Source organism: Radicibacter daui (assembly GCA_030657355.1).
Classification (GTDB): domain Bacteria; phylum Pseudomonadota; class Alphaproteobacteria; order Radicibacterales; family Radicibacteraceae; genus Radicibacter; species Radicibacter daui.
In genome coordinates, this window is sequence record CP131056.1 from 3,391,224 (window position 1) to 3,402,727 (window position 11,504).

Genomic DNA, 11,504 nt, shown 5'->3' on the forward strand with positions numbered 1-11,504 from the left:
CCTTTTCGTGAACGGCAATCGCCAGCCGGGAGCATCATACGCTCCGGCGGATAAAAATGGATGGCCCGCGACGATAGGGCGAAGGGCAGGCATGCCAACAGGGCACGCAAAAGCGCCCCGTCGCTCAAGCGAAAGGTCAGCGAATTCTGGCACTGCCCCTTGTGTTCAGGCCTCGAGGTCGATCTCGTGCTCTTCAGCCGGCACCCAGTCCTCGACATGGTGACCCTGCTGCTGGCGCCGGCGACGGCGCTCTTCGTCCTTCTTGTCACGGATCGCCGTCGGGCCGCCGGGCACGCGTTCGGACTTCAGAGGTCTGCCGGCCATATCGGCGCCGGATACCGGTGGAGCCTGAGGGTTCCAGAATGCCATCGAAAATCTCCCTACCTGGATCAATACGCCCCACGCCTGGAGCACATCAGGACTGCTTGTCCGATTCAAATATTATGGGAAAGATGTTAAAAAAGCGATAGCGGACATAATATTTCTTTGGCGGCGCAATAAAAAAGCGGGGAGCGGCCATTCTCCGCTCCCCGCCCCGTCCTGCATCGCCGGAAAACCCGGTGTTATGCGGTGCTGCGCACCGTCTCGCCAAAGCGCTCCACATCATCGCTCATGCCGCGCGAGAGTTCCGCGAGGCGCCGCGCCGCTGCCAGCACATCGCTGGCCTTGCGCTGCGCACCGCCAGCCAGCGTGCCCATCTGGTCAAGCACGGTGACGATCTCGCCCGAGTTCTGCGCCGCCTCGTTGACGCTGCGGGCAATCTCGGAGGTCACCGCCCCCTGCTCCTCGATGGCGGCGGCAATCGCGGTCACGTTGTCGTCCACGCGTTCGATGATATCGACGATGCCCGCCACGGCCTGCTGGGCCGCACCGGTGCCGCCAACGATCGCACTGATGCGCTCGGCAATGCTGTCGGTCGCCCGGCCGGTCTGGCCGGCAAGGCTCTTCACTTCTTCCGCCACCACGGCAAAGCCCTTGCCCGCCTCGCCAGCCCGCGCCGCCTCGATGGTGGCGTTAAGGGCCAGCAGGTTGGTCTGCTCGGCGATATCGTTGATGAGAGTGACGATCTGGCTGATCTCGTCGCTCATGCTCTTCAGCGCATCGATCTTGCTGCGCGACAGCTGGGTAGCCTGCACGGCATCCCGCACCAGCGTGCGGCTGTCATCGACGCGGGCCGCCACTTCACGGATGCCGGCATCCAGCTCCTCGGTCGCACCGGCAATGCTCTGGGCATTCTGCTCGGCCACACGGGCCGAACCGGTAGCGTGCCCGGCCTGATTGCCGGTTTCATCCGCTGTGTGGTTCAGATCCTCGGCATTGCCGCGCAGCTGGTCGGCGGCGCTTGCCACCTCCGCCACCGCACTGCCGATACGCTCCTGGATATCGTCGGCCAGCTGCTCCAGCATCTGCCGGCGCATCTCCGCCGCCTCGACATCCTTGAGGCGCTGCGCCTCCTCAAGCCGCGCCCGCTCGGAGGCATTGGTCTTGAAGATGGCAAGCGCCGCCGCCATGGCACCGATCTCGTCCCGGCGGTTGCTGCCCGGCACTTCGGTCTCCAGCGAACCTTCGGCCAGAGACTTCATGGCGCCGGTGATCTTCAAAACCGGCAGGCTGACGCTGCGGCCGATGATCCAGGCCGCCGCCGCACCCAGCAGCAGGGAAAGGGCGATACCAGCCATCAGGCCATTGCGGGCATTGGTGGAAACCTCGCCGCCCTTGTCGCGGTTGATGTCACGCACCTGATCGGCGGCGATGGTCGCCCGGCCCAGCGCTTCGGTTGCCTGGGAAGCCGCCGCATATCGCGCCGCTTCAGCCGCAATCTGCTCTTCCATGCGGGCACGGAAATCGCCGAGCGCGTCGGAGGCCGCCTGGGCCGCCGCCGCCACGGAGCTGCCATTGGCTGCTTTCACCAGCGTGGCAGCAGCATCGCTGCTGCGCTTGAAGTCATCATCCAGCGGCGCGGCCTGGCCCATGGTGCGGGCCTGAAGCACCGCGCTGGAAGCCGCAAACACGGTCGCGTCCACGGAGGAGGCATAGGCTGCTGCCGCCCGCAACAGGTCCACGGCCTGCGTGGCCGTCTGCTGGCGGGTCTTGGCAATCTCGATCACGCCGTCGCGGCGCTTGCCGACACGGGTCGCCACATCCTGAATCTGCTCCAGCACACTGGAGGAGATCTCGGCCAGCTTGTTTTCGAGGTCGGGGATCTGCGGCTCCAGTTCCTGGCGCTCGGCTTCCAGCTTGGCGACGTCGCCGACACCGGTCTGCAGGGTTGCCGCGGCCTCCTCGAACAGCTTGGCAAGCTGCAGCGACGCCTTGTCGAAACCGCCTTCCAGCTGCTTCATCTGATCGACAACCTGGCCCAGAAGATCGACCGTCTTCGACACGCTGTCCGGGTCGGCCAGTGTCGCTGCATCGCCGGAGCGGAACAGCACGACCATCTGTTCGGCCTTGGAGCCCGTGCGGCTGATGGCGTTGATCCGGGCAAGGTCGGCCAGCAGACCGTCGATTGGCTGGCCATTCTGGCGCGCCGCTTCGACCCGCATCGCCGTATAGCTGATCAGGCCAAACATCGCGTTACGAAAGCCGGTGAAGGCACCGGAAAGAGCGGTCTGGGCATCCGCCCGGGTCCGCTCGTTAAGGCGCAGCGCACGCGAGGCATTGGCAAGGGCGTCAAAGCTCTCGCGATAGGTGGTCATCGAGTCCTTGATGTCGTCGATTTCCCACGCGCCGGTCAGCTCCTGCACCTTGGGCAGCAGGGCATCGAGCTCGTCGAGCTTCGCCTTCACGGCATTCTGGTCGCTGCGCTTGCCGGTGATGCGGTAGGTCGCCTCGGCAAGGCGGGTTTCCAGCGTGGTGCGCAGCACGTCATTGGCAGCCTGGGCGCCGGCATCGGCCTGCGAGCGCTGGTCGGCGGCCTGGGCAAGATCAGCGGAGGCAACCATATAGTCGCGCTGCTGGCGGCTCTCGAGATCGGCCACGGCATCCTGCAGCTTGGAGACAGCTTCCTGCTGCGCCTTGCCGGCCGTTTGCGAGGTTTCGGCAGCCGTGCGCAGCGCATCCAGCGCCTTGCGGGCATTATCGAGCCCGGCATTGGCCCGTTGCGCCACCTTCGCCACATCGCCGCCGGCCGCCAGGAACGAGGCCAGCCCCGCCGAGGCGGAGTCGATGGCCGTCTGGCCCTGCTGGATCAGCTCGGGGCGGGAAGATACGCGGAACTCAAGCTCGTTGAGGCGCGCATTGGCGGCGGTACGGGCGGCCTGCGTTGCCTGCAGTGCCGCGTCCGAGCCGCTGCGCAGGGATCGCAGTGCCCACAGGCCGACGGTGCCTACAATCACCGTCAGCACGAGCACGACGACGAACCCGCTCCACAGGCGAAGCCGAATGGTCATCTTTTCAGTAACTCCAGTCCTGAAGGCCCTCTGTGGGCCTTAAAGCAAATTCTCGATATTGAAGGTGGCGGTCAGCACCCCCAGCAACGCGCCGCTCGCCGGATCGACCACCGGAGCAGAGACGTTGGCGGTGAAAATGCGGCGAGCACTGTCATAGACGACATCCTGCACAGCCGGGTCGGTCGAACCGGCCCGCACCGGGGACAGGGCGTCTTCGTCGCCGCGCCAGTAATCAGAATCGAGTTTGGTGGTGGCTAGTACCTCACCCGGGGGGCCGAGCACAACCAGCCTGTCGAGCTTGACGCCCGCGCCGTCAGCCAGCGCCTTCAGCCGCTCGGCCAGCGCTCCGGTCGTGGCGGCCGTCGTCATGGGTCCGGACCCGGCCTCAAGCTCCGCCTGCCACACGCCCTCGCGGGCAGACAGGCCGGAGGGATCGTCCGGCGCGGGGATCGCCTTGAGCGCGGCGACAAGATCGCCATCCGTCAGCATTGGCTGCACCAGCGCGGAAAAATCGCGCTCCAGCTGCGGCCTGAATTCGTTGGCATCAGCGGCGCTGGCCATTCCGGCAGCGCCCAGAACGAGGCCCGCAGCCAGCACCACCGGGAGTGCCTGCCGGCACATCCCCGTTATCTGTCTTCTCATTCGCCCTCCAACCTGTCCATGGCGGCGGCAGAACCGAAAAAGCCCCTCTGCCGGGCTATCGGTCCTCCTGCTGGCAAAGTTTGATCATGCTTTAGGCAAAAAGCCAGTGCCGCCTTTTTTGCTTATGTTTTGTCCATCAGGCGAACTTTATGGTTATTCCGCTATTCCCGATGGCATCAGAAATTTTGCCACAAAAGGGGACAGCATCCACGGCAGAAGAAACCTTTTGGGCGCCTTTGTTGAAGTTTAATTATCAAGCTCCGTGGAAAATTCGGTATCGAAGCATCTGCGCAATATTTTATACGGAAACTCAGCCGGATGACTCCGACCGGCCAGTCGGGCGCGACACCGACCGGCCGGTCGGCAACGACCAGAATCACCACAAACGGGAAAAAAGAGGGGGAGCAGACGCTCCCCCAGTCTCCGATTCTCCCTGCCGCAGGGACGATGGGCCTTCAGCCCCGTCCGCGCCCGCCCTCCTCGGCGATGGTGTAGCGCAGGCAGGCATCGCCGCCCGCTTCCGCCATCAGCCGGGTCCAGACCGCACGCGCCGCCTCGTAGCTGAAGAATGGCCCCTCGGCCGCCGGACCGGCGGATTCCAGCCGGGTAAAGCCGGTATCCTCATAACGCCCGCCAATTACCCAGAAGCGGCGCCCTTCAGCCATCAGTGCCGGAGCCGCCACGGCAGCCGGGCCAACCAGGCGCGGCGTGCGGATCGCCGGTTCTTCCATCAGCCGCTCGGCCGTCATTCCATCGAACATGATTTCCTCCAGTTCCCGGCAATCGCCGGGCTTCTCGTCGTTTGATCGAAAAAGCGGGGGCCGCTCAGTGGAACTGGTCGGCTTCGGTGGAGCGATCCAGCGCCGTCGTCTCCGACTGGCCGGCACTGATCGCGAGCGAAACAGCGTCGAAATAGCCGGTGCCCACTTCACGCTGGTGCTTCACGGCGGTGAAGCCCTCGCCTGCTGCCGCGAATTCCAGCTGCTGCAGCTCGCTATAGGCCGCCATGCCGCGCTCCTTGTAGGCACGCGCCAGCTCGAAGGTCCGGTAGTTGGTATTGTGGAAGCTCGCCAGCGTCACGAACTGGAAGCGATAGCCCATCGCCCCCAGCTCACGCTGGAACTGCGCAATGGTCGCCTTGTCGAGCTTGGCCTGCCAGTTGAAGGAGGGCGAGCAGTTATAGGCCAGCAGCTTGCCCGGGAACTGGCGGTGGATCGCCTCGGCGAAACGACGGGCATCGGCCAGATCGGGCGTCGAGGTCTCCCACCACAGAAGGTCGGCATAAGGCGCATAGGCAAGGCCGCGGGCAATGCAGCGGTCGACGCCGCGCTCGTCGCTGTCCTTCAGGCGATAGAACCCCTCCGCCGTGCGGCCGGCGGCATGGTCGATAAAAGGCCGGTCGCGTTCGTCATGATCCGACGTGATGAGCTGGGCCGACTGCGCGTCGGTGCGAGCCACCACCAGGGTGGAGGTACCGCACACATCGGCGGCCAGACGCGCCGCATTCAGCGTGCGGATGAAGGTGCCCGTGGGCACCAGCACCTTGCCCCCCAGATGGCCGCACTTCTTCTCCGACGCCAGCTGGTCCTCGAAATGGACGCCGGCCGCCCCCGCCTCGATCATCGATTTCATCAGCTCGAAGGCATTGAGCGGGCCGCCGAAGCCGGCTTCGGCATCCGCCACGATGGGCGCCAGCCACCAGCTGCGCTGGTCGGTCTTGCCGTCCATGCGCTCCATCTGCTCGACCTGGTCGCAGCGGCGCAGCGTCTCGTTGATGCGCTTCACCACCGCCGGCACGGAATTGGCGGGATAAAGGCTCTGGTCCGGATACATCTGCCCGGCAAGGTTGGCATCGGCCGCCACCTGCCAGCCGGAGAGATAGATCGCCTCCAGCCCGGCCTTGACCATCTGCATGGCCTGGTTGCCGGTAAAGGTGCCCAGCGAATGCACATAGGGCCGTTTGTGCAGCAGCTCCCACAGGCGGCGCGCCGTCAGCTCGGCAATGCTGTGCTGCACAGGGATGGAGCCGCTGAGCCGTTCCACATCGCGGGGGCTGTAGTCGCGGCGGATACCGTCAAAGCGGCGCGCATGCAAGGCGCGGCTTTCCGCCTCGCCCAGACCTTCGAGCGCGGGCATCGCAGTGGGGGGCGGGGTGAAATGGGTATCGAGAGGGGCCATGGTGGTTTCCTTCCTTTTCATCCGGGCGGCCTTTTTGACCGTCCCGTTTGCGGCAGCGCAGTTATTGCGCCGCACCATGAAAGAAAGGATGGTTGACAATACTTGGAGCTGGCAACAACCATCTGAATGTATTGAAGTTATCATGTAAATCTTGAAACGCCTGAACTTGGAAAATCTGTAAAGTTTGTAAATATCCGCCCGGGAGGAAACCATGGCGCGCGACCAGAAGGCCATGCTGGGACACAGGATGCGGCGGCTCAGGCGCGAGCTGGGGCTGACGCAGGCGCAGATGGCGGAGGAGCTGGGCATCTCGGCCAGCTATCTCAATCTCGTCGAGCACAACCAGCGCCCGCTCACCGTGCCGCTGCTGCTGAAGCTCGGCCAGACCTACGATATCGACCTCACCAGCTTTGCCGAGGATGACGAGGCCCAGCTGGTGACAGGCCTGCGCGAGGTGTTCGGCGATCCGCTGCTGGCCGGGGCCGATATCAAGGCGCAGGATCTGCGCGACCTTGCCGCCGCCAGCCCGCAGGCCGCCCAGGCCATCCAGATTCTCTACCGTCATTACCGCGAGGGGCAGGACACGCTGCGCGCCCTGGGCGAAAAGCTGGAAGGGACCGGCGGGCAGGATGCCGTGGAGATGGAGGGTTTCCCCGTCGAGGCAGTGCGCGACTTCTTTGCCGCCGCCGGTAATCATTTCCCCGAGCTGGAAACGGCGGCCGAAGCGCTGTGGGCCGATGCCACGCTGGCAAGCGACAACCTGATGGCCGGCCTTACCGAGCATCTTGCCCGCGCCCACGGGCTCAAGGTGCAGGTCATGCCGCTGGAGGTGATGACACCGGCCCTGCGCCGGCTTGACCGCCACTCGCGCCGCGTGCTGCTGAGCGAAGTGCTGCCGCCACAGGCCCGCGCCTTCCATCTGGCAAGCCAGATCGCCCAGCTCGCACTGCCCGATGCGATGACGGAACTGGCACGAGCCGGAGGGCTGGCCGCCGAGCCGGCGCTGCGCCTTGCCCGGCTCAACCTCGCGGCCTATTTCGCCGCCGCCGTGCTGATGCCCTATGACCGGTTTGCCGCCGCCGCGCGCGCCTGCCGCCACGATCTTGATCTGCTGGCCGCCCGCTTCGGCACCAGCATCGAGCAGGTCAGCCATCGCCTCACCACCCTGCAGCGGCCCGGCAACAAGGGCGTGCCCTTTTTCATGCTGAGGCTGGACCGCGCCGGTAACGTGACCAAGCGCTTTGCCGCCGCCGGATTTCAGTTCGCCCGCTTCGGCGGCGCCTGCCCGCGCTGGCATGTGCATGACAGCTTCATGAGCCCCGGCGCCCCGCTGAGGCAGGTGGTGGCGATGCCGGACGGCACGCTCTACCTCTCCCTTGCCCGCGCCGCCAGCCGGCCGGGCGGCGCCCTGCCGCAAGCCATCGCCCTTGGCTGCGATATCCGCCATGCGGGCCAGGTGGCCTATGCCGACGGGCTCGATCTTGCCCGCGCGGCCGAATGGGCAACCGCTATCGGCCCGGGCTGTCGCCTGTGCGAGCGCACCGACTGCCCGGACCGCGCGCATCCGCCGCTCGGCCAGCGCATCGAGATTTACGAACACCATCGCGGCACCGTGCCCTTCAATGTCGAAGGGCCGGGCCTTTAACGGGTACAGCCTCAGGGGGACGCCGGATTATCCACCCTGCCGACCACGGCGCCATTATTATCCGTCACCACGCCGCCCCCGGTCGGGGTCAGGGTCATGGTGCCGGCCTCATCGCCATTTTCGTCGGTGAGGGTGTAGCTGTGATTCATGTTTTTCGGATCGTCCGAGCAGCCGGCAAGGCCGCCGGCGAGCAGGACCATCAGCGCCGAAGCACCCAGAACACAGGTTCGCATCATCTTCCTCCTGCAAGCCCTTCAAGGATTTGAAGACCTTCAGGAAAGAAACCCGGCCGGCGGCGCCGGTGTTGCGGACACAGCTGGGGCAATTTGCAGGCAAGGGCAGCACAGGCAGCCCGCGAAAGCTGCTCGCCCCCGGAGCGGCAGGATCAGCGCTGCTCGCCCCGGCGCATCAGCGCGCCCTCCAGCGTCTCGAAGGCATCATTGGTCAGGCTGGTAAAGCGCAGCACCGTCCCCCGCCCTTCGGATTCCAGGATTTCCGCCATGGCCATGCCGGAGCGGCCGGCCGCGCTGATCTCCACGCTCAGGCTGTCTCCGGGCTTGAGGCCCAGCAGCGAAGCATCCAGCCGCACGCCGCCCAGGCTCCAGTCAACGGCAGCAACCTCGACCCCGTCGATCAGCACTTCCAGCGGCCGGTGGCTGCGCTGGTTGCGGCGGCGGTTCGGTCGCTCCATCCGGATGATCTGGCCAAGCATCGGTTACTCCTCGCTAACAAAGGCATTATAGGCGGTTGCCATGCCTTGCGCAGCCAGTTCGATGAGGTCGGCGCCATGTTCCGGCCGGGCAAGGCTGGGGTCGGAGCCCATGCGCCCGTCGGGATGGCGGCGGCGGTAATCCCGCCAGTCGTGAAAGGCGCTGAAATCCGCCACCTGCGGATCGAGTACACGATGGTCGGCAGTCTCGGGGAACAGGGCCTGCGTCAGCGCTATCTCGCTTGGCGTGGCGTGCTGGCCCTCGCTGCGCCCGTAATGGCTGGCGGAGAACTCGCGTACCCGGCGCATGTCGTACCAGTTGAGCTGCTTGAGCCGCAGATCGGGCGCCTCCTTGCCCCATGCGAGACGCCCGGTGGCAAAGCATTCGGCAAAGGCCGCGCCCAGCGTGGCGACATTGCCGCCATGGCCGTTGACGAAGAGAATGCGGCGAAAGCCGTGCTCCACCAGCGAAGAGACCACATCGTCCACCAGTGCGATCAGGGTGGAGGGTCTGAGTGTGATGGTACCGGCAAAACCCATATGATGCTGGGCCATGCCGATATTAAGCGTCGGGGCCACCAGCGCCCCGGCGATTTCGCCAGCACGGAAAGCCACCGCCTCGGCGCAGAGGGCATCGGTGCCGATAAGGCCGGTAGGCCCATGCTGCTCGGTAGAGCCGATGGGCACCATGATCCCGGTGGAGGTCTGGAGATAGTCGGCCACAGCGGGCCAGGTCATGAGATCGAGACGCATGGGGCGAAGGATAGCCGTCGGCAGTTCAGGTCAGGAAATCTTGCAGGGCGGCACCATATCACCGCCGCCCCACCTGTCGCGCCGGATAATACGGCAGCGGGGGCCAATGCCGGTCGGCTGAAATCGCGAGAGCTGGGGGGCGCGGCATTCAGCCGCCGGGAATGCTCGCCACCGTCTGCATGCCTTCGTAGGACCAGCCCTGGTTTTTGAAATAGCCCTGCAATTGCCCGTCGATGCGATAACTCGTCTCGCCGATGCGTGCAGCCAGATCCTGATTGATGCCCAAGGCGATGCCGCCGCCGGTGGTCGCAAGATCAAAGGCGGCATTGACCGGGAACATCAGCCCGGCCACCGCCCCCGGCATGCTGCCGGTGGTACTGCGAGTCTGGAACCCCAGCAGTTGCCGGCCGGTGGCATCGTTCAGCGCAACGTCCACCTGCACCTGCGCCATACCGGCGTCATAACCGATCAGCAGCCGGAGTGCCTTGTTGCCGCTCTGCGCCGCAAGGATGCGGCAGTTCAGCACGAGGTCACTGACCTCCCCGGCCGGCACGACGGTAAAATCACGGCTCGCCAACATCTGCGAAAGCTGTCTGGCAAGCGCCGCCTGGGTACGGGCCACATCGCGGGAAGCGCCGCGCGGCGCGGTCACGACCACCGCAATACTGTGGGGTGGAGCGGCAAGGGTCGCCGGAGCCGGAGCAGTGCTGACAAGATTGTCGACCTTTGTGCCAGCACAGGCCGCAAGCAGGAGCGCGCCGCCCAAAGCGACGGCCCGCAGCACTCCCCCGATACACATTCGAGCAGTAAACAAAGCCGCCTCCGAACTGTGACCTTGTTCACTGATATCTCATATCACGGGTATGAATCCATTATTTTCATGCGGTTACAATAAATTCCTGAGTCCATTTTTCAGGAAAGGCGGCCAACCATCAATATGTAGTAGCGAAGTCGCCTGCCTGCCACATTCTGGCCGCCCTGCCTGCCGCAAGGGTCGAGGATCAGTTCAGCACTTCGAAGGCGAGGAACTGCGTGACCTCGTGCTTGTTGAAATTGTCGTCGGACACGAACACCAGCGTGTCATGCCCATTGGCAAGCTTCGGCCCGAAGGTTACCCCCTCGACATTGTCGAGCGGTTTGAGGCCGAGCGTATCGAGATTGAAGACCAGCTTCTTGGTCAGCGCCGTGTAGCTCTGGCCCTGAAGCCCGTTGATCCCGGAAACATCGCTGGCACCGGCAAGGTCCACCGCATAAAGCCGGATATGATCCGTCCAGGCGCCGCTGTCGTCCTCGATACCCGAGCGCTCCAGTGCCAGCAGTTGGCCCTCATTGACCGCCAGCACCTCCGGCATGCCGTTATCAGCGCTCTTGCCCTTGCCCGGTGTGCCGGGGATGGCGTCGAGCGGATAGGCAAACTGCGCCAGCATCTTGCCATCGAGCGCCAGATGGCTGATGCGCGTCACCGCCCCCGCCTCGGGCGTGGCTATCGGCCCGTCCTGATAGCGCGGCGCCTCCAGTCCGAGCCACAGGCTCTTGCCATCGGCAGCAAAGCTGAGGCCTTCGAAGGTCAGGTTGTCGCGCGGGCCGATCTCCTCATCCTTGTGGAAGGCGAACATCGGGTTCAGCGGCAGCTCACCCAGCATCGCTCCGTCCGGCGAGGCGTGGCGGATGAAAGGGTTGAAACCCAGCTTGCGATCCCCCTCGCTCGTGTACCAGATCGACCCGTCCGCGGGGTCGAAGCGGATCGATTCCGGGTCGGGTACCACCCCGCCTTTCTCGGCCACGTCCTTCTTGTTCGGATAGGCGGTGCCATCGGCCTGCAGCAGCGTAACCACCGACTTGACCGTCACGGCCTTGAAGCCATCCGCATCATACTCAAGCGCCAGCGTGTAGAAGCGGGCCGGCGACTGGTCCGACTTGTCGTCACTGATGGCGATCCACTCGCCGCTCCTGGGCGACCAGTCGATGCCGGAGAGCCCCCCGACGACGGTGCCCTTGAAGTCCATCTTGTGCTCAAGGCGCTGCTCGCCAATGAAGCGCAGCCCGGTAACCGGAGCATGCGTATCGGCGAGGGCCGGCAGGGCGCTGCCGGCCAGCAGGCTGAACACAAGGGCGGCCGGCACGGCAGCACGCAGGGCAGAACGGGAAGATGCGGGTTTCGACATCGGGCTGGCACTCCATTGGCGGG

Annotated in this window: 11 protein-coding genes; 1 reads left to right on the forward strand and 10 read right to left on the reverse strand. The window is 65.1% G+C overall.

Annotation, left to right across the window (positions count from 1 at the left end):
• Positions 1 to 165 precede the first annotated feature (165 nt).
• From QTL98_RS15885 to aceA, 5 genes are all read right to left on the reverse strand, one after another.
• Positions 166 to 369, reverse strand: a complete 204-nt coding sequence (locus tag QTL98_RS15885) for a hypothetical protein (protein ID WP_445679444.1) — start codon at positions 367 to 369, stop codon at positions 166 to 168.
• Positions 370 to 563: 194 nt separating this feature from the next.
• Positions 564 to 3,389, reverse strand: coding sequence for a methyl-accepting chemotaxis protein (locus tag QTL98_RS15890; protein ID WP_445679445.1), 2,826 nt, complete (start codon positions 3,387 to 3,389; stop codon positions 564 to 566).
• Positions 3,390 to 3,428: 39 nt separating this feature from the next.
• Positions 3,429 to 4,031, reverse strand: coding sequence for a hypothetical protein (locus QTL98_RS15895; protein WP_445679446.1), 603 nt, complete (start codon positions 4,029 to 4,031; stop codon positions 3,429 to 3,431).
• Positions 4,032 to 4,486: 455 nt separating this feature from the next.
• Positions 4,487 to 4,792, reverse strand: a complete 306-nt coding sequence (locus tag QTL98_RS15900) for a DUF4170 domain-containing protein (RefSeq protein WP_445679447.1) — start codon at positions 4,790 to 4,792, stop codon at positions 4,487 to 4,489.
• Between the two features lie 64 nt (positions 4,793 to 4,856).
• Positions 4,857 to 6,167, reverse strand: coding sequence for an isocitrate lyase (gene aceA, locus QTL98_RS15905; RefSeq protein ID WP_445682169.1), 1,311 nt, complete (start codon positions 6,165 to 6,167; stop codon positions 4,857 to 4,859).
• Positions 6,168 to 6,420: 253 nt separating this feature from the next.
• Here aceA and QTL98_RS15910 point away from each other — a divergent pair, with 253 nt between their 5' ends.
• A complete protein-coding gene (locus tag QTL98_RS15910) occupies positions 6,421 to 7,854 on the forward strand; it encodes a helix-turn-helix domain-containing protein (RefSeq protein WP_445679448.1) in 1,434 nt (477 codons plus the stop codon).
• 11 nt (positions 7,855 to 7,865) lie between these two features.
• Here QTL98_RS15910 and QTL98_RS15915 read toward each other — a convergent pair whose 3' ends face one another.
• From QTL98_RS15915 to QTL98_RS15935, 5 genes are all read right to left on the reverse strand, one after another.
• Complete coding sequence (locus QTL98_RS15915; RefSeq protein WP_445679449.1) at positions 7,866 to 8,090, reverse strand: hypothetical protein; 225 nt, start codon at positions 8,088 to 8,090, stop codon at positions 7,866 to 7,868.
• Between the two features lie 149 nt (positions 8,091 to 8,239).
• Positions 8,240 to 8,566, reverse strand: a complete 327-nt coding sequence (locus QTL98_RS15920; RefSeq protein WP_445679450.1) for a PilZ domain-containing protein — start codon at positions 8,564 to 8,566, stop codon at positions 8,240 to 8,242.
• Between the two features lie 3 nt (positions 8,567 to 8,569).
• Positions 8,570 to 9,316, reverse strand: coding sequence for a creatininase family protein (locus QTL98_RS15925; protein WP_445679451.1), 747 nt, complete (start codon positions 9,314 to 9,316; stop codon positions 8,570 to 8,572).
• Positions 9,317 to 9,464: 148 nt separating this feature from the next.
• A complete protein-coding gene (locus QTL98_RS15930) occupies positions 9,465 to 10,100 on the reverse strand; it encodes a DUF4410 domain-containing protein (RefSeq protein ID WP_445679452.1) in 636 nt (211 codons plus the stop codon).
• 217 nt (positions 10,101 to 10,317) lie between these two features.
• The gene (locus QTL98_RS15935; RefSeq protein ID WP_445679453.1) at positions 10,318 to 11,481 is read right to left on the reverse strand and encodes an esterase-like activity of phytase family protein; all 1,164 of its coding nucleotides are present in this window, start codon (positions 11,479 to 11,481) and stop codon (positions 10,318 to 10,320) included.
• Positions 11,482 to 11,504: the final 23 nt, after the last annotated feature.

What these genes read in the sequence shown, in the direction of transcription:
- QTL98_RS15885 (WP_445679444.1), bottom strand. Translation starts at nt 369, where the DNA reads ATGGCATTCTGGAACCCTCAGGCTCCACCGGTATCCGGCGCCGATATG.
- QTL98_RS15890 (WP_445679445.1), bottom strand. Translation starts at nt 3,389, where the DNA reads ATGACCATTCGGCTTCGCCTGTGGAGCGGGTTCGTCGTCGTGCTCGTG.
- QTL98_RS15895 (WP_445679446.1), bottom strand. Translation starts at nt 4,031, where the DNA reads ATGAGAAGACAGATAACGGGGATGTGCCGGCAGGCACTCCCGGTGGTG.
- QTL98_RS15900 (WP_445679447.1), bottom strand. Translation starts at nt 4,792, where the DNA reads ATGTTCGATGGAATGACGGCCGAGCGGCTGATGGAAGAACCGGCGATC.
- aceA (WP_445682169.1), bottom strand. Translation starts at nt 6,167, where the DNA reads ATGCCCGCGCTCGAAGGTCTGGGCGAGGCGGAAAGCCGCGCCTTGCAT.
- QTL98_RS15910 (WP_445679448.1), top strand. Translation starts at nt 6,421, where the DNA reads ATGGCGCGCGACCAGAAGGCCATGCTGGGACACAGGATGCGGCGGCTC.
- QTL98_RS15915 (WP_445679449.1), bottom strand. Translation starts at nt 8,090, where the DNA reads ATGATGCGAACCTGTGTTCTGGGTGCTTCGGCGCTGATGGTCCTGCTC.
- QTL98_RS15920 (WP_445679450.1), bottom strand. Translation starts at nt 8,566, where the DNA reads ATGCTTGGCCAGATCATCCGGATGGAGCGACCGAACCGCCGCCGCAAC.
- QTL98_RS15925 (WP_445679451.1), bottom strand. Translation starts at nt 9,316, where the DNA reads ATGCGTCTCGATCTCATGACCTGGCCCGCTGTGGCCGACTATCTCCAG.
- QTL98_RS15935 (WP_445679453.1), bottom strand. Translation starts at nt 11,481, where the DNA reads ATGTCGAAACCCGCATCTTCCCGTTCTGCCCTGCGTGCTGCCGTGCCG.